18 protein-coding genes and 1 tRNA gene are annotated in these 23,662 nt (G+C 56.6%); 15 read left to right on the forward strand and 4 right to left on the reverse strand.

Going from position 1 to position 23,662, the window contains the following annotated elements; translation table 11 throughout:
- Positions 1-31 precede the first annotated feature (31 nt).
- The 4 genes from HW273_RS03450 to HW273_RS03465 all read left to right on the forward strand — a co-directional run bounded on the left by HW273_RS03450 (position 32) and on the right by HW273_RS03465 (position 7,176).
- A complete protein-coding gene (locus HW273_RS03450) occupies positions 32-1,594 on the forward strand; it encodes a hypothetical protein (RefSeq protein WP_179010451.1) in 1,563 nt (520 codons plus the stop codon).
- A gap of 449 nt (positions 1,595-2,043) precedes the next feature.
- Positions 2,044-4,779, forward strand: a complete 2,736-nt coding sequence (locus tag HW273_RS11670; RefSeq protein WP_179010452.1) for an Ig-like domain-containing protein — start codon at positions 2,044-2,046, stop codon at positions 4,777-4,779.
- Positions 4,780-5,018: 239 nt separating this feature from the next.
- Complete coding sequence (locus HW273_RS03460) at positions 5,019-6,392, forward strand: sodium-dependent transporter (protein WP_179010453.1); 1,374 nt, start codon at positions 5,019-5,021, stop codon at positions 6,390-6,392.
- A gap of 163 nt (positions 6,393-6,555) precedes the next feature.
- On the forward strand, positions 6,556-7,176 hold the full coding sequence (locus tag HW273_RS03465) for a uridine kinase family protein (protein ID WP_179010454.1): 621 nt from the start codon (positions 6,556-6,558) through the stop codon (positions 7,174-7,176).
- A 47-nt stretch (positions 7,177-7,223) separates the two neighbouring features.
- Here HW273_RS03465 and HW273_RS03470 read toward each other — a convergent pair whose 3' ends face one another.
- The 3 genes from HW273_RS03470 to HW273_RS03480 all read right to left on the reverse strand — a co-directional run bounded on the left by HW273_RS03470 (position 7,224) and on the right by HW273_RS03480 (position 10,499).
- Positions 7,224-8,921, reverse strand: a complete 1,698-nt coding sequence (locus HW273_RS03470) for an ABC transporter ATP-binding protein (protein WP_179010455.1) — start codon at positions 8,919-8,921, stop codon at positions 7,224-7,226.
- 72 nt (positions 8,922-8,993) lie between these two features.
- Complete coding sequence (locus HW273_RS03475; protein WP_179010456.1) at positions 8,994-9,764, reverse strand: energy-coupling factor transporter transmembrane component T family protein; 771 nt, start codon at positions 9,762-9,764, stop codon at positions 8,994-8,996.
- A gap of 132 nt (positions 9,765-9,896) precedes the next feature.
- Positions 9,897-10,499 (reverse strand): ECF transporter S component, encoded by a 603-nt coding sequence (locus HW273_RS03480; protein ID WP_179010457.1) that lies wholly within the window; start codon positions 10,497-10,499, stop codon positions 9,897-9,899.
- Positions 10,500-10,593: 94 nt separating this feature from the next.
- On the opposite strand from HW273_RS03480, the gene HW273_RS03485 reads away from it, so the two are divergent.
- From HW273_RS03485 to HW273_RS03515, 7 genes are all read left to right on the forward strand, one after another.
- Complete coding sequence (locus HW273_RS03485; protein WP_179010458.1) at positions 10,594-11,202, forward strand: cysteine hydrolase family protein; 609 nt, start codon at positions 10,594-10,596, stop codon at positions 11,200-11,202.
- Positions 11,203-11,326: 124 nt separating this feature from the next.
- Complete coding sequence (gene lon, locus HW273_RS03490; protein ID WP_179010459.1) at positions 11,327-13,612, forward strand: endopeptidase La; 2,286 nt, start codon at positions 11,327-11,329, stop codon at positions 13,610-13,612.
- 186 nt (positions 13,613-13,798) lie between these two features.
- The gene (locus HW273_RS03495) at positions 13,799-14,401 is read left to right on the forward strand and encodes an RluA family pseudouridine synthase (protein ID WP_179010460.1); all 603 of its coding nucleotides are present in this window, start codon (positions 13,799-13,801) and stop codon (positions 14,399-14,401) included.
- Positions 14,402-14,660: 259 nt separating this feature from the next.
- Positions 14,661-15,086, forward strand: coding sequence for an RNHCP domain-containing protein (locus tag HW273_RS11780; RefSeq protein ID WP_243206822.1), 426 nt, complete (start codon positions 14,661-14,663; stop codon positions 15,084-15,086).
- 98 nt (positions 15,087-15,184) lie between these two features.
- Positions 15,185-15,856 (forward strand): phosphatase PAP2 family protein, encoded by a 672-nt coding sequence (locus HW273_RS03505; RefSeq protein ID WP_179010461.1) that lies wholly within the window; start codon positions 15,185-15,187, stop codon positions 15,854-15,856.
- Positions 15,853-16,416, forward strand: coding sequence for a DUF5662 family protein (locus tag HW273_RS03510; RefSeq protein WP_179010462.1), 564 nt, complete (start codon positions 15,853-15,855; stop codon positions 16,414-16,416). The genes HW273_RS03505 and HW273_RS03510 overlap by 4 nt, the downstream gene beginning before the upstream one ends.
- A 64-nt stretch (positions 16,417-16,480) precedes the next feature.
- Positions 16,481-16,554, forward strand: a tRNA-Arg gene (locus HW273_RS03515).
- 166 nt (positions 16,555-16,720) lie between these two features.
- On the opposite strand, the gene HW273_RS03520 is transcribed toward HW273_RS03515, so the two are convergent.
- A complete protein-coding gene (locus HW273_RS03520; protein ID WP_179010463.1) occupies positions 16,721-17,170 on the reverse strand; it encodes an RrF2 family transcriptional regulator in 450 nt (149 codons plus the stop codon).
- Positions 17,171-17,578: 408 nt separating this feature from the next.
- On the opposite strand from HW273_RS03520, the gene pflB reads away from it, so the two are divergent.
- From pflB to HW273_RS03540, 4 genes are all read left to right on the forward strand, one after another.
- Positions 17,579-19,825: a formate C-acetyltransferase gene (gene pflB, locus HW273_RS03525; protein WP_179010464.1), complete on the forward strand. Its 2,247-nt coding sequence runs from the start codon at positions 17,579-17,581 to the stop codon at positions 19,823-19,825.
- Between the two features lie 210 nt (positions 19,826-20,035).
- The gene (gene pflA, locus HW273_RS03530) at positions 20,036-20,770 is read left to right on the forward strand and encodes a pyruvate formate-lyase-activating protein (RefSeq protein ID WP_179010465.1); all 735 of its coding nucleotides are present in this window, start codon (positions 20,036-20,038) and stop codon (positions 20,768-20,770) included.
- A gap of 368 nt (positions 20,771-21,138) precedes the next feature.
- The gene (mgtE, locus tag HW273_RS03535; protein WP_330603921.1) at positions 21,139-22,497 is read left to right on the forward strand and encodes a magnesium transporter; all 1,359 of its coding nucleotides are present in this window, start codon (positions 21,139-21,141) and stop codon (positions 22,495-22,497) included.
- A 123-nt stretch (positions 22,498-22,620) separates the two neighbouring features.
- Positions 22,621-23,607 carry a diaminopimelate dehydrogenase gene (locus HW273_RS03540; protein WP_179012418.1) on the forward strand — a complete coding sequence of 329 codons (987 nt, stop codon included), beginning with the start codon at positions 22,621-22,623 and terminating at the stop codon, positions 23,605-23,607.
- The last annotated feature ends 55 nt before the right edge of the window (positions 23,608-23,662 follow it).

A 23,662-nucleotide genomic window follows, 5' to 3' on the forward strand; every position in this document is an offset into this window, starting at 1 on the left:
CCGCAGTAATTTAAAAGGAGAGTGCATTATTATGAGAAAGCAGACGAAGATCGTTGCAGCTCTTTCTGCAACCGCTTTACTCGCTCTCGGCGCTTCTGCAATGACCTTTGCAGCAGGCTGGGACAATTCCACCGGAAACTGGCAGTACCTCGGAAATGACGGCGCAGCAGTTACCGACGCTTGGAGAAAGTCCGGAGACTACTGGTTCTACCTCGGCTCCGACGGTAACATGGCAGTAGATCAGCTCGTTGAGAGAGACAGCGATTACTACTATGTAAATCAGGACGGCGCAATGGTTACCAACCAGTGGGTAGCGCTTGATGCTGATGACGACGGCGATGCTGATGCAGACTACAGATGGTATTATTTCGGTGCTGACGGTAAGGCTTACAGAGATAAGAACGATAAGCTGACCACATCTGATCTGAAGACCATCAACGGTAAGAAGTACGCTTTCGACCAGGATGGTCGGATGCTCTACGGCTGGGTAAACTCCGAGGGTCTTACGATTGATACCTCTGACGATGCATGGAAGAACGCTGACTACTACTTTGGCGGCTGGAACGACGGCTCCGCACAGAACGGCTGGGTACAGCTCTCTGTTGTAAAGGATGACGGCGATACCGATATGGAGTGGTTCTACTTCAATACCGAGGGCAAGAAGCAGACCAACAAGAAGAAGACCATCAACGGCGCTACCTACTACTTCGATGCAGATGGTCTGATGATTGATGAGTGGTCTACTGCTGTAAAGGCCAGCGGATCTGCTTTCACCGGCACGGTTAACCCGACCAACAGCATTGTTTATGTAAACGGCGATGGTGCAGCCAGAAAGAATCAGTGGATCTGGGCAGTTCCGACTGAGGATTACAATCAGAAGGATCATGATGATGACGAGTACTCCTGGTGGTGGGCAAACGCCAACGGACAGATCTTCAAGGACGGCATCAAGAAGATCAAGGGCAAGACCTATATCTTCGATGAGATCGGACGTATGCTCAGCGGTGTCGTTTCCAAGAACGGCGGACATTACTCCAACAGCAGCGTGACGATGGATAAGGATTGGACCGATCTGAGCGGTGATGACTTCAAGGCGGCTGCAGATGCTGAGAATGCTGAGATTTACTTCTGCTCCGACAACGAGAAGACAGACGGCTCCAGAAAGACCGGCTATCAGAATGTCTCCTTCGATGACGACGTATACCAGATGTACTTCGGAAGCAACGGCAAGGCTGAGAACGGCTATGTGACCAAGATCAAGAAGTATGTATCTCACGGTATCGTGCTGAAGGCAGATAACGACAACTCCAACTATGCTGGTGTCAAGATCAACAGTGACAATACAATTGCAGATACCAAGGTTGCTTACAGCGGACTGGTAGATGCTGATTATGTGCTGATCAACAATGCCGGTACCGTTCAGAAGAAGAAGTTCAACCTGAAGGACAACAATGATGTATACTATGTAACCGATAAGAGCGGTTATGTAAAGTACATGAGCGAGAAGAAGCTCTACAATACGAAGAATGAAGATCACAAGGTTGAAGTTACTCTTACTGTAGACGGTAAGACTACGAAGTACTACACGGAGTAATTAACCTTAGTCAGTGAGTATCATCCAAAGGAAGAAGCGCTTCCCCGAAAGGGGAGGCGCTCTTTCCTTTGGATATCTTTATAATTTTTTTCATCCCGCTGCCATAAGCTTCAATTAAATGGAAGCGGTAGTATACATTTGATCTGGCAGCTGCAATTGGAATCCGATCAGAAAATCATCTTCGTCTATGATGCTTTCCGCTCGAGTCATCCGAGTTTGATGGGAATTGCAGGAGGCAAAGATAATGGATAATGCATAAAAGTGGATGAGTTGTTAAGAAAATTAAAGAATGAAGGCAGGGAAAGTGGTGGACTTTTATGCAGAGGTCGGGTAGCATTAAGAAGAGTTAATATGCATAAATTCAGCAGTATACATATCGCTTTCAGACATTTCGTTACAGGCGGCATCGGAACGTTGAAGTTATGGCAGAGTACGAAGGAGGGAATTTCATGCAGAAATCCGGAAAGAGGAAGAGAGGGCTCGCATGGCTGACGGCAATGCTGCTCATTGTGGGAATGACAGCGCAGAATCCGACGCTCGTGCAGGCAGAGACGGGAGTTCCGGCGCAGAGCGTCGGGCCGCAGGAGGCGGGGCAGGAAGCGCCGCGCCCCGCGGAGGAGGCGCCGGAAAACGCCGCTGAAGAGGAGAAAGCCGCGGAGGGACAGGAGGTTCCGTCCGCGGAGAATGAGAATTCTGCTCCCGCAGAGGGGCAGGCCGTGCCGGAGCTGGAACAGATAGAGGGGACAGTCGAGAAGCAGGAGCAGCCCGGGGAGCAGAATCCGGTGCCGCAGGGAGCGGAAACAGCGGCATCCGGGGAAGAGGGAGCGGAAACGCCGTCACTTCCGGAGGAGGGTGAGGCTTCTGCCCTTTTACAGGGAGAGCTGTCGGCGGAAACGGCGGAGCTTAAGCTGAATACAGAGGAGCTCGTCGGAAGCGCGGAGCAGAGTGGAGTGCGCGTCCATGTACGTGCGCCTGAGCAGTCCTTCCCGGAGGGGACGACGCTCCGGATCGTGCCGCTGGGGATGCAGCGGACGACAGAGCTGAAGGAGCAGATTGCAGAAGAAGGGGAAGAAAAGCTGGAGGCAGTCGGCTTCGATATCAGCTTCTTCGACAGAGAGGGAAACAAGGTACAGCCCGCGGACGGGAAGACGGTAGCGGTTACCTTCGAGCTCGCAGCGGAATCCAGGCTGTCCGAGTCTTCGGAGGATGCGACGCTTTCCGTTTACCATATTCCGGAGGAGGGAGCGCCCGAGGCGCTTCTCACACAGGATGCGCCTGCAGAGGGCGAGGGTACAGCGCTGTCCGTGGAGGCGGTACGATTCTCTCCGTATGTAGCGGTGCTTCGGAGAGCGCCGGGGATGCCGAAGAAGGCGGACATCAATATTACAAAGCTTGAGCTGTTGAAAGATGATGGTAAAAAAACACCGATCGAAGCAGGCTCCGAGATTATGGCTACCAGCGGCTTTTATCTGAGCATGAACTGGAAGCTGGCAGAGAGCGAGATGGTGAAGGAGGGGGATTACTTCGAGGTTCAGATTCCTGAGATTATAAACCTTACCAGTGAGTATACTGTAAAAAATTTCATCCTCAATGATCCGGATGGGAAGAAGGTCGCGGATGCTGTGGTAACGCCGGGGGCAGACGGCGGCGGGACGATCCGTGCTACGTTCACGAAAGACGCAGAGGGAAAATACAATCTTCAGGGGAATATGTATCTGTATGCCTTTTTTTACCGAAAGAAGATTAAAGAAGGGGAATACAACCAGATCAGCGTTACGGTGAATGGAACGACATGGCATTTAGGAGGCGAAGAGAACGGCGGAGTTATTATCAATACACCTCCTGTGCCCCCTAAGCCGACTAAAAAAGATATACTGGCGAAATGGTCAGCGCCCGGTAAAAACGGCAATGTACAGTGGACACTGCGGATCAATTGGGAAGGGCAAGATCTGAATGACGTAGTGATTACGGATGAGCTGCAGACGGAAAATGGAGAATACCTGGAAGATAGCTTTATACTTCAGGAGGTGATACATGATGACTATGGGCACGATGAAGAAATAAAAGAACGAATAAAAGCTTCTGAATTGAAAAAGATGCTGAAGATTGCAGATGACAGGAAATCCTTTAGACTGGAGCTCGGGGACATCGGCACCAAGCAGTATCGGCTGTACTATAAAACGACCCTGCTCTCCGGGAAGGAGCAGAAAAACCGCGCTGCGTTGACTGCAAATGATATTCAGAAAGAAACAAAAAATACATATATTTTGAAGGGTGCCGGCGGAACCGGAGACGGAGATCTTGCGAAGAAGATCAAGCTGGTCAAGGTGGATGCTTCCAAGACGGAAACCAGGCTCGCAGGCGCAGAATTCCGGGTCGAGAAAAAGGATGATTCATCGGTTTCTTTTTCCTTGACCACAGATGGGAACGGAGAAGCGGTTTCCGGGCTGCTGGTGTCGGGCATCTATATCGTGAAGGAAACGAAAGCCCCCAAAGGCTATAAGCTGGCGGATAAGGAGTACGAGCTCACGGTGACAGCGGAGAATGGGGCGATCCAGACGATCACGAATATCCCGCTCCGGACGATTTCTGTCGAGAAGCGCTGGGAAGGAGGCAAGGGGACAGAGGCTGTCGTGCATCTTCTTGCAGACGATGCGGAAACCGGGAAGCAAATCACGCTCAACGAGGGCAACAGCTGGAAGGGCGTGTTCGAGGAGCTCGACGGCTGCAGAGCGGACGGTACCCCGATCCGCTATACCCTGAGAGAGGATGCGATCACCGGGTATACGGCTGCGATCACAGGTGACGCGGAGAGCGGCTTCACGGTAACGAATACGAAGGAGCCGGGGAGGACGCCCGGCGGGGGCGGCGGAGGCGGCGGCTCCAAGAACCCGCCTCCGGTAGATCCGACACCTCCGACCCCGACAACACCTCCGACCCCGACGACACCTCCGACCGTACCGGAGACCCCGGAAACCCCGCCGGATCCGGAATCGGGCATAGTGCTGGGAGCCGGGCGCAGAGGCGCTTCGCAGCCTGCCGGCGCAGAGAGTGTTCTCGGCGCAGCCCGCCGCGGAGCAGTCAAAACCGCGGACAGCAGCCGGATCTATATCTGGGGACTTCTCTTCAGCCTCGCATCCGCTGCGCTCGCTGCGGCATATGCGTTCCGCAAGAGGAGAAGCTAGGAGAAAAGCGAAAAACAGGTGCTTCGAGAGGCAGATATCCGAGAGGATATCTGCCTCTCAAAGCAGCGTGGGGCTGTACTCTTCCGGCTCTCGGATACAGGGGAAAATGCAGCGCGGCTTCTGCCGTGAGAGGAATAGCTTCCCGAATTTTTGCTTTTGTCCTTTAAATCATTAGTGCAATCAAGCCCTTCGTGTGTTATACTACATATGCTTTTGGCGCATAGAAGGGAGATTCGGATATGGAAAAGAGGGAGAGCCTCGGCTCGCGGCTTGGCTTCATCCTGCTGTCTGCGGGATGTGCGATCGGGATCGGCAATGTATGGCGCTTTCCCTACATTACCGGGCAGTACGGCGGCGGCTTCTTTGTGCTGATGTATGTGGTCTTTCTGCTGCTGCTGGGGATCCCGATCCTGACGATGGAGTATGCGGTGGGCAGGGCGTCGCGGCAGAGCATTCTGCCGGCGCTTCGAAGGCTGGAGCCTGCGGGAAGCAGGTGGCATCTATGGGGCTATGCAGCAATGGCGGGCAACTATGTGCTGCTCTTCTTTTATTCCGTGATCGCCGGCTGGATCCTGTATTATGCGTACAGGATGGCGTCCGGCAGCTTCGTTGGCGCGGGCACGGAGGAGATCGAGGCATGCTTTCACGGAATGATGGCGAGACCGCAGATCCTGATCGGCTGTATGCTGCTCGTGGTGGGGATCACGGCGCTTGTGTGCAGCATCGGGCTGAAGAGCAGCGTCGAGGGTATTACGAAGCGGATGATGCTGGCGCTGATCGCGATCATGCTTTTGCTCGGCATCCGCAGCCTGCTGCTTCCGGGCGCAGGAGAGGGCATCCGCTTCTATCTGCGGCCGAGCCTTGCCGGCATCCGGAAGGCGGGCTGGGGCAAGGTCGTCTATGCGGCGCTCAACCAGAGCTTCTTCACGCTCAGCATCGGCATGGGCGGCATGGAGATCTACGGAAGCTATATTGACAAAAAGAAAAGCCTTGCCGGGGAGGCGCTGATCGTGACCGGACTGGATACGCTGGTGGCGATTGTGTCGGGGCTGATCATCTTTCCGGCGTGCTTCGCCTACGGGATTGCCCCAGACTCCGGTCCGAGCCTGATTTTCCTGACACTGCCGAGGGTCTTCGGCGGGATGGCGGGCGGCAGGCTCTGGGGGACGCTGTTTTTTGTCTTCCTTTTCTTCGCGGCGCTGTCCACAATGATCGGAGTCTTCGAGAACGATCAGGCATTTCTGATCGATCTGCGGGGCATGAAGCGGCGGACGGCGGGGGTGGTGAACGGCGTTGTCATTGCGCTGCTCTCAATCCCCTGTGCGCTGGGCTTCAATGTCTGGAGTGCGGTGCAGCCCCTCCGCCCCGGTGGGAATATCATGGATCTCGAGGATTTTTTCGTCAGCAATCTCTGCCTTCCCCTGGGTTCCTTCCTCTTCTGTCTATTCTGCAGCAGCCGCTTCGGCTGGGGCTTCGAGAATTACCTTCGGGAGGTCAATGAGGGGAAGGGGATCAAGGTTCCGCGGGTGCTCGGCGTGTATTTTCGTTATGTTCTGCCTCTGCTGGTGGGCTTCCTTGCCTTCTATGGGATTTTCAGCTATTTTTGGGGCTAGGAGCGTATCGGCGGCAGTGCAGGCAAGCCGCCTGGAATGCGTCGAATAGAAGGGACGTCTATGTCCTGCGGGTGGAGGCGCTTCGGCCGGATTGCCCGCGCGGACAGCGGAGCACGGGGGTGCTGCCATGGGAGCTATGTGCACGGAGAGCATGCAGAGCAGAATGGAGAAAAGTCAGACAAAGCAGGAAAGCGGCACGGCGCGCTTCGAGATAGCGGCAGAGGCGGTCGAGCGGCTCTGTGCGGGGAGGAAAAGTCCGCTTCTGGTCGCCATTGACGGCAGAACCGGAGCCGGAAAAACGACACTCGCGAAGTACCTTCGGGCACGGTTTTCCTGCAATCTCTTCCACATGGACGACTTTTATTTACAGGGCTATCAGAGGACGCCGGAGCGGCTTCGGGAGGTCGGAGGGAATGTGGACTATGAACGTTTCCGGGAGGAGGTTCTGATTCCGGTGCTGCGGGGGGAGACGGTGCATTACCAGCCCTTCAATTATCTGACGATGGACTTCGATCTGTCCTATGCGAGGAGGATTTCGCCGAAACGCCTGAACCTGATCGAGGGGACGTATTCGATGCACCCCTACTTCGGAGATCCCTACGACCTCCGGATCTTCATGGATGTCGAGTATGCGGTGCAGCTTCGGAATGTCATCGACCGTGAGGGAACCGCGGAGCTGGACGACTATATCGATAAGTGGATCCCGAAGACAGACCGTTATCTGGAGCGCTTCGGGATCGAGGAGAGATGCGAGATCCGTATCCGCTTCCCATCAGGGGAATGAGAGCGGGACAGATCGGAAGATCACATTATTTTTGTAATTAGTCCCTGTCATTTATGATCCAGCATCGTATACAGCGCGACCTCTGCCGGCGGCAGCAGCGCGGCACTTGTCAGTGCCGCTTCATCCCGGAAAACCTCGAAGGGGCTTCCGTCCCTTCGAATTTCGCCCTTTGCCATCACGATGACTCGTTCGAAGGAATGCAGGACGAAGTCCATATCATGCAGGATTGCGAGGATGAGCCTGCCCTTCGCGGACTCCTCTGCGAGAATGCGCCGGAGGATTTCTTTGCCCCTTTCGTCCTGTGCGATCGTCGGCTCATCGAGGATCAGCAGCTCCGGTTCCATTGCGAGGACGGAAGCGATCGCGATCCGCTTCCGCTCGGAGAGATCGAGGTCATAGGGATTTTTCTCCTCCGCTTCCGCAAGCCCGACCAGCCGGAGCGCCTCGCGTGCCTTCTGTACTGCGTCTTCCCGGGATATCCCGATGTTCAGCGGGCCGAAGAGCACCTCCTCCAGCACGCTGGACCGGAAGATCTGGTCGTCCGGATTCTGGAAGACATAGCCGATCTTACCGGCGAGCTCTGCGACTGTCTTCCGGGAGATATCCTCGCCATGAAAGAGGAGCTGCCCCCGCTCCGGCCGCAGCAGCCCCTTTATGAGGCGGGCGAGGGTGGTCTTCCCTGCACCGTTCTGTCCAATGATCGCGGTCGGACGCCGGTCAAGGCGGAGAGACAGATTGCGGAGGACAGGGACTCCCTCTGTATAGGAGAAGCCCAGATCCTGAATGCGGAAGAGCGGCTCGGCAGCGGGAGCTGCTGTGTCCCCGGCACCGGTGAGCGGCGCATCAGCGGAGGATCCGGACGGCGCGCTGCGGAGCGTATATTCGAGCGCAGCGCGGAGCGTATCCTGTCTTTCGGGAGGGATTTGCCGGTACAGAGCAGGAAGCGTCAGCGGGCAGGCTCCCTCCGTAGTGCATAACCCGTGCGACATCGCGAAGCGAACCGGAAACGGCGGGAGGACTCCGTAGTTGCCGAGATCCGGACGTGTGAGAATGCGCTCCGTACGGTCGAAGGCGATGAGTCTGCCCTCACTGAGGAGCAGCAGGCGCCCGCAGTATTCCGCCAGCTTCTCCAGCTTCTGCTCGATCATCAGGATCGTGATGCCGCTGTGCCGGAGCTTCTCGACGGTTTGAAAGACCTCTTCGGAGCCGACGGGATCCAGCTGTGAGGTCGGTTCGTCGAGGATCAGCAGCTCCGGACGCATGGCGAGGATGGAGGCGATGGCGACTCTCTGGAGCTGCCCTCCGGAGAGATCGAAGGGATTTCGCTCCCGGAAGTCCCAGATATCGAGCGTATGCAGTACCTCCTCCACACGGCGCAGGATTTCCTCCCGGGGGATACCGAGATTTTGCAGACCGTAGGCGACCTCGTCGAAGACCGTGTCCTTGGCGCCGGAGAGCTGGCTGAAGGGGTTCTGAAAGACGAGCCCTGCCTTCTTGCAGAGCATGCCGAGCGGTGTTTTCGCGCTGTCCAGCCCGTCGATCTCCACCGAGCCGCCGTAGGCGCCCTTGTAGAACTGCGGGATCAGACCGAGCAGCGCCTGCGAAAGGGAGCTTTTCCCTGCGCCGTTTGCACCGATGATGCCGACGAACTCTCCGCGCTCGATCTCGAAGCTGATGTCGCAGAGCGCCAGCTTCTGCTCCATGGGGTAGCGGTATTTCAGATTACGGACGGAAACGAATGCCATGACGGCCTCCTTGCGCAGTACAGGTGAAGCGGAAGTGCTTCGGCAGCGGGGCAGATATCGCCCGGTGACTCCCTAGAACGGAAAAAGACGGAGGAAAACGGCGAGCGGCAGCAGAAGCAGGCTGCCCCATTTCATCAGCCGGTCGGAGGTATGGTAGGGGTGGGAATAGAGATAGGTTTTTTTCTCTCCGGAGCTGAAGCCGCGAATCTCCAGTGCGACAGCCCGTTCCCGAGTCGTCGTGAGCGCACTCATTACGACAGGGCTGATGAGTGGGAGAAAGGCGCGGAGGCGGACGGAAAGCTTCCCCTCCGTCTCCATTCCTCTGCTCCGCTGTGCGTCGGAAATGGTGCGCATCCCGCCGAGCATCTCGGGGATGATTTGGAAGACGGAATTCAGGATGTAGCCGAATTTGGGAGAGAAGCCCTTCTTCTCCAGCTCCTCCACGAGCTCAGAGGGCTTGGTGCTCAGCACCAGCACCGCGAAGCTAAGCAGCATATTCAGGATATTCAGCCCGCTTCTGAGTCCGGTACGAAGCCCCTCCCGATAGAAGCGCATCCCGCCGAGAGAGAGAAGCGGCGTCCGGTTATATGCTGCGAAGAGCCCCTGGATCAGCAGGATGGTCGCAATGATGGTGAGGGAGAATGCGAGCAGCGGCAGCGCCCGTTTCAGGATTCTGCCCGAGACGAGCAGGGCGAGGCTCAGCAATATGGGGAGGAAAAAAGGCGGGATGCCGCCCGCGAGCAGTGGGAAGAGCACAGCAGAAAGAACATAGAAAAGCTTGCTGAAGGGGTGGAGCCTCGTCAGAAAGCTGCCATTATCGTGATAGAGACTGATGGACTTCATCTGGGCTCCTTTCGGCGCTTAAATCGGGCAGGGAGGTTCGGCTGAGGCCTCTCGGGCGAAGCCGAGTCCCACGAGAGTGTCTTTTGAGGCACACGCCCATGGCACGTGAATCATGAATCAATCAGTGCTTCTCTAGTCCAGACGCTCGATCTCTTCCTTTTCATTGTAGAGGGAACGGAGCTTCTGCGGGAGGCTCAGCAGGATCACATAGACGAGGAGGATGGTGAGCAGCTTATCCGGCACATCAACGACCAGCTCGTCCAGGAAGGAACCGAGGAGCGCGGGCATCCCTGCAGCCTGTGTCGCGGCGAAAAGTGCGTCGCCCCAGATATTCCCGGTTTGTCCGCCCCAGAAGATCAGGTTCAGCGGCGTCGAAACCAGAACGGCAGCGCAGCCGCCCGCGCAGGCGGTGAGCAGTGCCTTCGGCAGCGTCTCCATGAAGCCGAGCCGTGCCATGATACCGACTGCGAGCCCGATAAAGAGACTGGTCAGGGCATAGACGAGGGTGATGCTGTCTCCGGTCGTGAAGCCGTAGATCAGATTATTGGCGGCACCGCAGAGCCCGCCGATGAGCGGTCCGCCGAGGGCGGCGCCGATGCAGGTTCCGATGCTGTCCAGCCAGAGCGGCAGCTTCAGAAGCGAGGCGAAGCTTTTCCCCAGATAGTTAATCCCGATGCAGACCGGAATCAATACGATTACATTTGTCGACAGCTTTGTTTTCAGAAGTTTGTTCATGTTTTCCCCCTTTGAGGCGGAGCAGGGCTCCGTATTTTATATTTGCCGCAGTCTGAAATGCGGTTTCTGTGCTATGATTATACAGGAAAACGGAATGGGGGTAAAGGATATGGAGATAGGAAAGGATATGCTTTTGCTCATCGATATGCAGAGGGTCTATCTGCCGGGGAAGCCCTGGGGCTGTGCCGGGATCGAGCGGGCGGTGGAGCGGATCCGGCTGCTTCTGGATAGGAGGGCAGGCGGCAGGCTGATTTTCACGCGCTTTCTGGCGGATCCTGCGGGAGAGAATGTCTGGGCGCGCTACAACAGCGTGAACTCTGAGATCAATGAGGATGCATCACTGAATGCGGTGCTGCCGGAGTTTCTACCTTATATAAAGAGCGGGGAAGCGGAGCTTGTCGACAAGACGGCGTATTCCTGCTTTTCGGTGGGGCGGCTCCGGGAGGAGGCGACAGAGTGTACGCGGGCGGGCGGAAGCATTGTGCTCGCGGGTGTTGTGGCGGAATGCTGTGTCCTCTCCACCTTCTTTCAGGCGGTAGACATGGGCTGCCATCTGATTTATCTGCGGGACGCAGTCGCGGGAATCAGCGAAGAGACGGAAAGAGCGGTGCTCGCCGTGATCGAGGGGCTCTGTCCGCTTCATGCCGAGATCCTGACGACAGAGGAATACCTCGCGCGGCAGACGCTCGGCGCAGCAATCTAAACATTTTCTAAAGCAATTGACAGTTTGCCTTCGCGGTGGTATTCTTGCGATAAAGTATTAGCACTCGATAAAGCTGACTGCTAACATGTGAATGGAGAGTAGTGAGAGGGAATCAGGAGGGATTATGACTGTATTACCGTTATATAATATCATGCTTTTACCGCATTCTTACCTGTACTTCCAGACGCAGACCTTCCGGAAGCTGGCGGGCTCGAAGGTGGAGCTGGGAGATAAGGTGCTGCTGCTGCCTCTCCGGGAGGAGACGGAGCGTTCGCAGCTCGATGAGAAGAGCTTCTATCCGATCGGCGTGGAGGGTCTCGTCACGGAGATCAACGAAGAGGGCTATGTGCTGATTCATACCGAGGGACGGCGCGCGGTCGACCGGGTCGAGGTGGGGGAAGGCGGAAACCTCGAGGTGACGCATCATTCGCTGATGGATGTGGATGATCTGGACAGAGACAGTGCGCACCGGAAGCTGCTGCAGCTGAAGGCAGAGCTGAAGGAGCTCGCCGGCCGCTTCCGCGGCGGCAGCGTGATGCAGAATATGATCGACCAGTATGCCGCCATCCAGGAGGTGGCGGCGATTCTCTCGCCGTGGCTCGGCATCTCCAATGAGGAGCGTTACCGGGTACTGGCGGAGGATCGGCTCTCCGTGCGGGAAAGAATGCTGGAGAAGATCATTTTCGAGTATATCGAAATCACACGGGTGACGACGGATGCGCGTTCGCAGCAGCAGGAGGACTATCAGAAGCTCTACCGGGAGCAGGCGCTGCAAAAGCAGATCGATTACCTTCAGAAGGAGCTTGATGAGATGCATCCGGAGAAGGTCTCCGATCTTCGCCGCTTCGAGCTGAAAATCGAGGATGCAGCGGGTATGAACGAGGATGCGAAGCGCGAGGCGAAGAAGGTGCTGAACCGTCTGAAGCAGGAGGGGACGAGCGGGCAGGAGGCAGGGATGCTCTATGACTATCTGGACTTTCTGACCGGCCTTTCCTGGAAGAAGGAGGAACCGAAGGAGATCGATCTCGATCAGGCGGAGGAGATCCTGAACGGGGATCACTTCGCGCTGAAGAAGGTAAAGGAGCGTATCATCCAGCAGATTGCGGTGATGAATCTCCGCAAACAGCAGTCCGGCTCTATCCTGCTCTTCGTGGGCGCACCGGGAACCGGCAAGACCAGCATTGGCAGATCTATCGCGGAGGCACTCGGCAGGAAGTATGTGCGCGTGAGTCTCGGCGGTGTACGGGATGAGGCGGATATCCGCGGACACCGCCGTACCTATATCGGCGCGATGGCAGGCAGGATCATGGACGGTATCCGGAAGGCAGGCGTTTCGAATCCGGTTATGCTGCTGGATGAGGTCGACAAGCTCTCCCGGTCCTATAACGGAGATCCTGCCTCCGCATTGCTCGAGGTACTGGATCCGGAGCAGAACAATACCTTTACGGATCATTATATGAATGTGCCGTATGATCTCTCAGATGTGCTCTTCATCTGCACAGCGAATTCCACGGATACGATACCGGGACCGCTGCTGAACCGTATGGAGCTGATCCCGTTCCAGGGCTATACGCCGATCGAGAAGCTGGAGATCGCGAGGCGTCATCTGATGCCGAAGGCGCTGAAGGGCGTGGGGCTCACGACGGAGGATGTGGAGATTACAGAGGAGGCACTGGAGACGATCATCTCGGACTATACACGAGAGGGCGGCGTGCGCGGGCTGAAGAAAATGCTGGATACCCTCTGCCGGATCGCCGCGGTGCGCTTCGTGCGCGGACATGGAGAGAAGATCACGGTGCAGAGCACAGCGCTCCGGGAATATCTCGACACGCATCCGCTTCACCATAGGAATGTGAAGGAGGAGGGAAATGCAGGCGTCGTGACAGGGCTTGCGTGGACGCAGGTCGGCGGAGAGATTCTGTATATCGAGACGCTGCTCACCCGGGGTGACGGCAAGACGGTGATCACCGGAAGGCTCGGGGATGTGATGAAGGAGTCCGCCCAGATCGCGATGAGCCTCGTGAAGGCGCGGTTCCCGGAGGAGGCGGCGAAGCTCTCGGAGAACGATCTGCATATTCATGTGCCGGATGGGGCGACGCCGAAGGACGGGCCGAGCGCGGGCATTACCCTCACCGTAGCGCTCGCCTCCCTGGTTACGGGCAATGCGGTTTCTCCGCAGACGGCGATGACCGGTGAGGTTTCTCTCGAGGGCAATGTGAATCCGATCGGAGGGCTCCCGGAGAAGCTGATGGCAGCGCAGCGCGCCGGAGTGAAGCGGGTGCTGATTCCGAAGGACAATGCAGAAGATCTGATCGATGTCGCGGACGAGGTCAGGGAAAAACTGGAGATCCTGCCGATATCCACCGTGGACGAAGCGCTGCGGCTTACCGGAGTGGTTCGGGAGGGATAATCGGAGCCGGGAAGGCTGTGTGCTCTTCCGGCGCTATCGTAGGAACACTGTCACAGGAGAATGCTGTCCTGCCTCTTGTTTCATGCAGATATTCCTGCTATGCTGATAGCAGCTTTCTTTCCTGTTTCCGTCAGTATAAGATGAAAGCGCGAAGGAAGCCAATGGAAACGGGACAGGAGATACGGTATGGAGCGATGGAGAGAGACGGCGGACTATGCTGTGGTATACAAAGCGCCGGGCGAGGATTCGGAGAGAGATATGCCGGAGGGGCTGCGCTGTGTGCATCGGCTGGATAAGGCGGCCTCTGGGCTTCTGGTTTACGGGAAGAGCCGGGAGGCAGCCGCGGCGCTGTCCGAGCAGCTGAGGAGCCGGACGCTCCGGAAGAGCTACCTGATTGTGGTGGATGGCATCCCGTCGGAGCGGGAGGGCGAGCTTACAGATTTCCTTTATAAGGACAGCGCGAAGCAGAAGATGTTTCCGGTCAGACGGAAGCGGGCAGGCGTAAAGGAGGCGCGGCTTTGCTACCGGGTGCTGGCTGTGGAGGAGGGACGAGCCCTCATTCGGGTGGAGCTCGAGACGGGGCGCTTCCATCAGATCCGGGCACAGTTCGCGGCGCGGGGGCTCCCCCTGCTCGGAGACATGAAGTATGGCTCCCGGGTGAAGACGGAGATGCTCGCGCTGCTTTGTGACCGGCTCCGCTTTCTGGATCCGGGGAGCGGAGAGGAGATCACGGCAGAGCTTCCGCTGCCGGAGGCATTTCCATGGAAGAGGAGGGAAGATGTACGCTGAAAGCAGCTATGGCGATCGACCGCCGCTGAAGAAAAAGAAGAAGGACAGCCGTGTAGAGATTGACGGGAAGCCGATGTCGAAGTATCAGCGGAAGCTTCGGGAGAAGGAACTTCGGCGGGAGCAGGGTGCGCTTTCTATGGAAGAGGAGGGGACTGTACGGCACGCTGCGGAGGCTTCGGATGCCGACACGGAGGACTTCGGCTTCGCAAGCGAATTCGGAGGGCAGTTCGAGCCGGAGATTCTGGAGGAGGCGGCGGAGCTGCTCCGTGCGTCCGCATCTCGAGGGAATGGGGACGGGGGTGGGAGAATCCGTCCGGATTATCGGCGGGAGGCCTGCCGCGAGCATTTTTCGTGTGCGCATTGCGGCGCGGAGATCTCGCCGGAGGGAGCCGGCTCCGGGCACCGAAATCACTGCCCGCATTGCCTGCACAGTCTCCATGTCGATGTTGAGCCCGGGGACCGCGCCTCGGACTGCCGCGGCGATATGGAGCCGATCGCGATCTGGGTGAAGGACGGCGGAGAGTGGGCGATCGTCCATCGCTGCAAAAAATGCGGGAAGCTGAGCACGAACCGGGTGCTGGCGGACGACGATCCGCTCCAGCTGATGTCTCTCGCGGTGAGGGCGTTGGCGAACCCGCCCTTTCCGCTGCGGATGCTACGGGACTGCCTGAAAAGGGAGGGCTGATTTCGCGTCCTCTGTCGGATTCTCCGCTTGATTCCGTAAAACATGGGTGCTATAATGCTCTATTATTTCCATCGGCATTTACAGGAAGGGAGGAGCGCATGAGGAGAATCAGGGATTTTTTAAAGGAATACCGGCACCTCTGGGTTCTGTCCTACGGCATCGTTTACCTTTTGTGGTTCCGTTTTCTGGAGCGAAGCGTGACGGTCAGAACCGGCTATCATATCATTCACAGCGTACTGGATGACCGGATCCCGTTCTGCGAGTACTTCGTCGTCCCCTACTTCCTGTGGTTCCTCTATATCGCGGCGGGCGTGCTCTATTTCTTCTTCGTGAACAGAGAGGACTACTACAGAGTATGCACCTTCCTTTTTTCGGGAATGACGGCAAGCCTGCTGATCTGCACCGTTTATCCGAACGGAACCGATCTTCGTCCCTTCTTCGATCCCGGGAAGAATGCGTTCACGAAACTTGTCGGCTGGCTCTACCGAACGGATACCTGCACGAACGTGTTTCCGAGCATCCATGTCTACAATTCCATCGCGATGCATATCGCAATCTCGAAGAGCCGGAATATCGGCAGGCTGCACTTCGGAAAATGGATAAAGTGGGGATCACTCCTGCTTTCCACCTCGATTTGCTGCGCGACAGTCTTCCTGAAACAGCATTCCATGCTCGATGTGGGAGGGGCTGTCGTCCTCGCGAGCATCGTATATGGCTGTATCTACGGCTATCCGGTATTTGAAATGAAGCCGCAGTGGGATAAGCTATGAATTATTTTCGGAATGCGCTGGGGCACTTTCGGACGATTACGCGGCACAAGGCGGAGGTACTGCGGGGCTGCTTCCGGATCGGTCTGTACCGGCAGGGGCTGCTCCATGATCTCTCGAAATACGGCTGGGAGGAGTTCCGGGCAGGCGTCCTCTATTATCAGGGAACGCGGAGCCCGAACAGCGTCGAGCGCCTCCGAACCGGCGTCTCCCCGGCGTGGCTGCATCACAAGGGTCGAAACAAGCATCATTACGAATACTGGTGCGACTACAAGCTGGATGATCCGAGACAGCTGATCGGCTGCCGGATGCCCTACCGCTATGTGGCAGAGATGTTCTGTGACCGGGTGGCGGCGTCGAAGATTTATAGGGGCGCGCAGTACACGGATGCCAGCCCATGGGAGTATTTTCAGAATACCAAGGATTCTCCTCTGATCCATCCGATTACGAACCGTGAGATCAGTGAGCTCCTCCGGATGCTCCGGGAGGAGGGGGAGGACAGAACCTTCGCCTATCTTCGGGAAGAGGTGAAGCGCCGCAGGCGGGAGAGGGATTTCTTCTGAAGATGTCTTGACAAATGGGGAGCGAGTTGCTATGATATCTCTTGCGTCTTGAAGAGATGCATTTGCGTGCGTAGCTCAGCTGGATAGAGCGTCTGGCTACGGACCAGAAGGTCGTGGGTTCGAATCCTGTCGCACGCAGAGTAGAGGCTGCGAGGAGATGAAGTTTCATTTCTTCGCAGTTTTTTTGTGCGAAAATTCATCGTAGATGGATCATGCACCGTAAAGCCGCGGAAACGCGCGGGGAAACGTCGGCTTATTCATCATAGTGCGCAGCTTCTCGGATAGAAGCAGAAGCAGCGTTTCCTCAGATCCCTGCGCCGAAGTTGTTCTCGAGCTCCTCAACATTCCGATTCATCTGCACCAGATCGGAGAGACGGTAACGGTTCACGACCGAGTAGATGGCATCGTCGATTTCCTTATAGAGGGGGAAGGTCGGACAGGACGCCGACTTCTGGCAGCGGTTGCCGTCCTTCAGGCAGTCGACCGGTGCGAGCGTTCCCTCGGCGGCGTCAAGGATGTCTCCGACGCTGAGAATGTCGGCAGATCTGGTCAGGAGATAGCCGCCCTTCGCGCCGCGGACGCTCCGCAGGAAGCCGCCCTTGACCATCAGAGAGATGATCTGCTCCAGATATTTTACAGATAATCCCTGCCGCTCGGAGATGTCTTTAATGGAGATCGGGCTGCCGTCATGTTCATGCGCGGCGATGTCGATCATGATCGTGAGGGCGTAGCGCCCCTTCGTGGAAATCATCATAGGTAGCCTCCTGTTTCAGCCCCGCAGAGACGAAAAGAAAATCACATTATCGCGCCTGTGTATGGGGATATGAACATTTTTCATAGAAAATCGTTGCATACGCAACACCTATAAAATGAAATCATAGTATTCTATAGCTACAGGATGAAGTTGAGATTGCTTCTCAATCCATCGGGCAGATGGTTTAATCCTAGCACAGCACTAGACTTTTCTCAAGGGTGTATATCGGAAAAGAAAGGCTGAAATCAACTCTGTGTTTTAATTGAAAAACATATGAGTTTACTAGGACTAACTACTTGACGGAGAGAAATGTACACTGTATACTTCACGCTGTTGACAGATATTTAACAAAACTTCCGCGGTACGGGAGGATATCGGCGTACCGCAGCCAATGGAGGAGAAGATAAGATGAGAGAAGAGTGGAGAGGCTTTAAGGGAGGTCACTGGCTGAAAGACGTGAACGTGCGCGACTTCATCCAGGAGAACTATACGCCGTACGAGGGAAATGCGGACTTCCTCGCGGCTTCCACGGCAAGCACCGACAAGCTCTGGGGCAGGGTGCAGGAGCTGCAGAGGGAGGAGCGGGCGAAGGGCGGCGTCCTCGACTGCGAGACCAAGGTCGTGTCCGGGATCACTGCCTATGGCGCGGCATATATCACGGAGGATTCCAAGGCAGAGGAGAAGGTCGTAGGACTCCAGACCGACAAGCCGCTGAAGAGAGCCTTCATGCCGTACGGGGGCATCAAGATGGCGGAGCAGGCAGCGAGCACCTACGGCTATGAGCCGGATGCAGATCTGCACAAGATCTTCACGGAATATCACAAGACGCACAATCAGGCGGTTTTCGATGCCTACACGCCGGAGATGCTGCTTGCCCGTAAGAACAAGATCCTGACCGGACTTCCGGATACCTACGGCAGAGGCCGTATCGTCGGCGATTACAGAAGAGTCGCGCTCTACGGCATTGACTTCCTCGTAGAGGAGAAGCAGAGGGACTTCGCGAACTGCGGCTGCGGCATCATGACGGACGACATTATCCGGCAGAGAGAGGAGATCGCGGAGCAGATTAAGGCGCTGAAGCAGATGAAGGTGATGGCTGCCGCCTACGGCTTCGATATCTCCGTACCGGCGAAGAATGCGAGAGAGGCGGTGCAGTGGCTGTACTTCGGCTATCTCGCGGCGATCAAGACACAGAACGGCGCGGCGATGTCTGTGGGACGTGTTTCCACCTTCCTCGACATCTACATCGAGAGAGATTTGCGGGACGGCGTGCTGACCGAGGCGGAGGCGCAGGAGCTGATTGACCATTTCGTAATGAAGCTCCGTATGGTGAAGTTCGCGCGGATTCCTTCCTATAATCAGCTCTTCTCCGGAGATCCGGTCTGGGCGACGCTGGAGGTCGCTGGTATGGGACAGGACGGTCGTTCCATGGTTACGAAGAACGACTTCCGTTTCCTGCATACCCTCGAGAACATGGGACCGGCACCGGAGCCGAATCTCACCGTGCTCTATACGAAGCGGCTGCCGGAGAACTTCAAGGACTATGCGGCGCGGATCTCTGTGAAGACCTCCTCCGTGCAGTATGAGAATGACGACGTGATGCGTCCGGTATGGGGCGACGATTACAGCATCTGCTGCTGCGTATCCGCAACACAGACCGGTAAGGAAATGCAGTTCTTCGGCGCGCGTGCAAATCTCGCGAAGTGCCTGCTCTATGCGATCAACGGCGGCAGAGACGAGCAGACGAAGATGCAGGTCGGCCCGGAGTATGCGCCGATCACCGACGAGTACCTCGACTACGATGTTGTAATGAAGAAGTACGACAAGATGATGGACTGGCTGGCAGGCATCTATGTGAACGTCCTGAATCTGATTCAGTATATGCACGACAAGTACTACTATGAGGCGGCGGAGATGGCGCTGATCGACACCGATGTACGCCGTACCTTCGCGACCGGCATCGCAGGCTTCTCTCATGTGGTGGATTCTCTCTCCGCGATCAAGTATGCGAAGGTGAGGACCGTCCGTGACGAGAGCGGTATGGCGATCGATTACGAGGTAGAGGGCGATTTCCCGCGCTATGGAAATGACGATGACCGCGCAGATGATATCGCAGTAGAGCTGCTGAGAACCTTCCTCACGAAGATCAAGAAGTATCATACTTATCGGAATTCGGAGCCGACGACCTCTATTCTTACCATTACCTCCAATGTTGTATACGGTAAGGCGACCGGTTCTCTCCCGGACGGCAGGAAATCCGGTGCGCCGCTGTCTCCGGGTGCGAATCCCTCCTACGGCGCGGAGAAGAATGGACTGCTGGCATCTCTGAATTCTGTGGCGAAGCTGCCGTATGAGTATGCGCTGGACGGCATTTCGAACACGCAGACCATCAATCCGTCTGCACTCGGACACAATGAGGATGAGGAGACGGCGACACTTGTCCGTGTTATGGACGGCTATTTCGCGAAGGGCGCACATCACCTCAATGTCAATGTATTCGGCGTGGAGAAGCTGAGAGACGCGATGGAGCACCCGGAGAAGCCGGAGTATGCCAATTTCACGATCCGTGTATCCGGCTATGCCGTGAAGTTCATCGACCTGACGAGAGAGCAGCAGCTCGACGTTATCTCGAGAACAGAGCATAAGTCTCTATAAGGCCAGTATACGGGCCGATTCAGCTGAAATGCATAGCAGCAGCCGGGAAATCTCTGATTGCTGAAAATGAAGAGGAGCCGCCGATTCGGCGGCTCCTCTTCGTAAAAACAGAGGCAGCTGCTTCGCGCCCTTGCCGCATCGCTTCCCGACGTGTGATGCAGCAGGGCGCAGGCAGATGGCATAGGGAGACAGGAGAGTAAGGAGGAGAATATGGGAGAGCAGATCAGGGGGGCGATCCATTCCGTCGAGAGCTTCGGTTCGGTAGACGGGCCGGGAACACGTTTTATCATTTTTCTGAAGGGCTGCCACATGCGCTGCCGCTACTGCCACAATCCCGATACATGGCAGCTTGAATCGAAGGACTGGCGGACGGCGGATGAGCTTCTGGATCAGGCGGAGCGCTATCGGGAGTACTGGGGAGAGGACGGCGGCATCACTGTCAGCGGCGGCGATCCGCTGGTGCAGATCGATTTCGTGACGGAGCTCTTCGAGAAGGCGAAGGCAAGGGGCATCAATACCTGCCTCGATACCTCGGCGCAGCCCTTCACGCGGGAGGAGCCCTTTTTCTCGGCCTTTCAGCGGCTGATCCGCGTGACAGATACGGTGCTTCTGGACATCAAGGAGATCGATGAGGAGAAGCACAAATGGCTGACCGGCTGGACGAACCGGAATATTCTGGATTGTGCACGTTACCTCTCCGAGCAGGGTGTGGATATGTGGATCCGGCATGTGCTCGTGCCGGGCATTACGGACAGCGAGGAGGAGCTCCGGCGCACCGGGGCCTTCATTGACACGCTGAAGACGGTGAAGAGGGTCGAGGTGCTCCCCTATCATACGCTCGGCATCTTCAAGTACGAGAACCTCCATATTCCCTATACCCTGAAGGATGTAGAGCCGCCGACAGCAGAATCCGTCGCACGCGCGAGGGAGCTGCTTGGAGCGTAGAGGTTTTCCGGTCGTTTTCCATCAGGAAAACTCGGAGCTTTGGGTTTTCTTTAAAATTGATTTATGCTATAGTAAGCGATGGAGCGCAGGCTCCGTCGCTTTTTTGTAAGCATTTTCCGGCTGCGTACAGCAGAGCCGGTATATTGGGGAAGACTGGGAAAGGTAGGTGACAGATATGACACATGCGGATGGTGACAATCCCCTGTCGCGACAACGCAGCGTAAACACAGATTATCTTCGCACCGAAATCGGAGCCGTCGGACAGTGACTGTTCTGAATGATAGGAAGCAGGCGATCCCGCAAGGATGGAATGCTTCCTATCATATAGCCGTCTGAGCCGTTTTCATGGTGCGCGAAAGGAGCTTGTCATGGAAATGGAAATGGGCAGGAAGGAGCTGGAGAGGCTCTTAGAGGAAAAGCAGTACAAGAAGCTGCGCAGGATTCTGTCGGAGATGAACGAGGCGGATATCGCTGCGATCATGGATGACATGGAGGATGAGGACAGCCTGAAGATCTTCCGCATCCTCCCGAAGGGCATCGCGGCAGACGTCTTCGCGCTTTTGGAGGTGGAGGATCAGCGCTACATCATCATGTCGCTGTCCACGAGCGAGGCGTCCCGTATCGTCGACAACCTGATGGCGGACGATGCGACAGATCTTCTCGAGGAGATGCCTGCCAACATTGTAAAGAAGATCCTGGCGAATGCGAGTCCGGAGACCCGCTCAGACATCAATCATCTCTTACAGTACCCGGATTCCTCCGCGGGCTCGATCATGACGGTCGAGTATGTGGATCTGAAGAAGGATATGACCGTGCAGGAGGCGATCACCCGCGTCCGCGTGCTGGGACTCGATTCGGAGACGGTAAATGTCTGCTATGTGCTGGATCGGAAGCGCCTGCTGGTCGGAACCGTAGCGCTCCGTTATCTCCTGATCAAGCAGCCCGGTGAGATCATCGGGGATATCATGAATGAGAATGTCATCAGCATCAAGACCTCCACTGACCAGGAGGAGGCAGCGCGGATGTTCCAGAAGTACGACTTCACGACCATGCCGGTCGTGGACAATGAGAACCGGCTGGTCGGCATTATCACGGTCGACGATGTCATGGATATCATGGAGGAGGAGGCGACCGAGGATATCGAGAAGATGGCGGCGATGATCCCCTCCGATAAGCCGTATTTCCGCGTGGGGATACTCGAGACCTTCCGAAACCGTATGCCGTGGCTTCTGGTGCTGATGGTCTCTGCGACCTTCACCGGTGCGATCATCTCGCGCTATGAGAATGCGCTGGCGTCCTATGTGCTGCTGACCGCCTACATTCCGATGCTGATGGATACCGGCGGAAATGCCGGCTCGCAGTCCTCGACCTCGGTCATCCGCGGACTTTCCCTGCGGGAGATCGAGTTTAAGGACTTCTTTTCCGTACTCTGGAAGGAGGGGAGAGTCGCGATTCTCTGCGGAGCGGGCCTTGCAGCGGCGAATTTCGTGAAGCTCCTGCTCTTTGATCACCTGAGTCTGCTGATCGCTGCGATCATCTGCATGACGCTGGTAATGGTGGTGATCTTCGCGAAGCTGGTCGGTGCGGCGCTGCCGATGCTTGCCGATCGGATCCATCTCGACCCGACGGTGATGGCGAGCCCGCTGATCACGACGATTGTGGATACCGTTTCTCTCTGGATCTATTTCCAGCTGGTGACGGTGTTCCTGCTGCACCGGGCAGGCTAGGGCAGATATAAGCACAAACGATAGCTGTATGCAGAAAATGCATTGACAGAGAATAAGTTTAGGAAGAAAATCGACAGGGTACTGCGGACTTTGCCGCAGGCAGTAGGGAAGAGAGAGGAGTACATTATGATTCGACTGGGAATTTTGGGCTATGGTAATCTGGCGCGCGGTGTGGAGAGCGCGATCCGGCAGAATCCGGATCTGGAGCTCCGCGTGATCTTCACGAGGAGAGATCCGGCGGCGCTTTCGATTCATACGGAGGGCGTGAGGCTTGATCGTGCGGAAAATGCTCTGAACTACAGGGAGGAGCTCGATGTACTGCTGCTCTGCGGCGGCTCGGCGACAGATCTTCCGGAAATGACGCCGAAGTATGCGCAGCATTTCAATGTCATCGATTCCTTCGACACGCATGCCAATATTCCTTCTCACTTCGAGAGGGTGGACAGGGCGGCGAAGGCATCCGGGCATCTCGCCATGATCTCCGGCGGCTGGGATCCGGGACTGTTCTCCCTGAACCGGCTCTATGCGGAGGCGGTACTGCCGGAGGGGAAGCATTATACCTTCTGGGGAAGGGGGGTCTCACAGGGGCATTCGGATGCGCTCCGCAGGATCGCGGGCGTGAAGGATGCGCGGCAGTACACTGTTCCGATCGAGTCCGCGCTGGACGCGGTTCGGAGCGGGAGGACTCCGGAGCTTACGGCGCGGGAGATGCATCTCCGGGAGTGCTTCGTCGTAGCGGAGGAGGGAGCGGATCTTGCCCGGATCGAGCGGGAGATCAAGACCATGCCGAACTATTTCGCAGACTATGATACGACCGTACATTTCATTTCGCAGGAGGAGCTGGATCGTGAGCACAGGGGGCTCCCGCACGGCGGTCTGGTGCTGCGTTCCGGTGCGACCGGCTTCGAGAGGGAGCATCACGAGCTGATCGAGTACCGGCTGACGCTGGATTCCAACCCGGAGTTCACCGGCTCCGTGCTCGCCGCCTACGGAAGAGCGGTCGCGAGGATGGCAGCAGAGGGCTTCCGGGGCGCAGTCACTGTCTTCGATGTTGCACCGAAGTATCTGAGTCCGAAGAGCCCGGAGGAGCAGAGACACAGCCTGCTGTGACAGGACAGGATGAGGGGCTTCCGGAAAGAGAGGCTGTCCTATAGCTCTCGGGGAA

It is taken from the genome of Oribacterium sp. oral taxon 102, from assembly GCF_013394775.1.
Taxonomy (GTDB): domain Bacteria; phylum Bacillota; class Clostridia; order Lachnospirales; family Lachnospiraceae; genus Oribacterium.

What these genes read in the sequence shown, in the direction of transcription:
- HW273_RS03450 (WP_179010451.1), top strand. Translation starts at nt 32, where the DNA reads ATGAGAAAGCAGACGAAGATCGTTGCAGCTCTTTCTGCAACCGCTTTA.
- HW273_RS11670 (WP_179010452.1), top strand. Translation starts at nt 2,044, where the DNA reads ATGCAGAAATCCGGAAAGAGGAAGAGAGGGCTCGCATGGCTGACGGCA.
- HW273_RS03460 (WP_179010453.1), top strand. Translation starts at nt 5,019, where the DNA reads ATGGAAAAGAGGGAGAGCCTCGGCTCGCGGCTTGGCTTCATCCTGCTG.
- HW273_RS03465 (WP_179010454.1), top strand. Translation starts at nt 6,556, where the DNA reads ATGGAGAAAAGTCAGACAAAGCAGGAAAGCGGCACGGCGCGCTTCGAG.
- HW273_RS03470 (WP_179010455.1), bottom strand. Translation starts at nt 8,921, where the DNA reads ATGGCATTCGTTTCCGTCCGTAATCTGAAATACCGCTACCCCATGGAG.
- HW273_RS03475 (WP_179010456.1), bottom strand. Translation starts at nt 9,764, where the DNA reads ATGAAGTCCATCAGTCTCTATCACGATAATGGCAGCTTTCTGACGAGG.
- HW273_RS03480 (WP_179010457.1), bottom strand. Translation starts at nt 10,499, where the DNA reads ATGAACAAACTTCTGAAAACAAAGCTGTCGACAAATGTAATCGTATTG.
- HW273_RS03485 (WP_179010458.1), top strand. Translation starts at nt 10,594, where the DNA reads ATGGGGGTAAAGGATATGGAGATAGGAAAGGATATGCTTTTGCTCATC.
- lon (WP_179010459.1), top strand. Translation starts at nt 11,327, where the DNA reads ATGACTGTATTACCGTTATATAATATCATGCTTTTACCGCATTCTTAC.
- HW273_RS03495 (WP_179010460.1), top strand. Translation starts at nt 13,799, where the DNA reads ATGGAGCGATGGAGAGAGACGGCGGACTATGCTGTGGTATACAAAGCG.
- HW273_RS03505 (WP_179010461.1), top strand. Translation starts at nt 15,185, where the DNA reads ATGAGGAGAATCAGGGATTTTTTAAAGGAATACCGGCACCTCTGGGTT.
- HW273_RS03510 (WP_179010462.1), top strand. Translation starts at nt 15,853, where the DNA reads ATGAATTATTTTCGGAATGCGCTGGGGCACTTTCGGACGATTACGCGG.
- HW273_RS03520 (WP_179010463.1), bottom strand. Translation starts at nt 17,170, where the DNA reads ATGATGATTTCCACGAAGGGGCGCTACGCCCTCACGATCATGATCGAC.
- pflB (WP_179010464.1), top strand. Translation starts at nt 17,579, where the DNA reads ATGAGAGAAGAGTGGAGAGGCTTTAAGGGAGGTCACTGGCTGAAAGAC.
- pflA (WP_179010465.1), top strand. Translation starts at nt 20,036, where the DNA reads ATGGGAGAGCAGATCAGGGGGGCGATCCATTCCGTCGAGAGCTTCGGT.
- mgtE (WP_330603921.1), top strand. Translation starts at nt 21,139, where the DNA reads ATGGAAATGGAAATGGGCAGGAAGGAGCTGGAGAGGCTCTTAGAGGAA.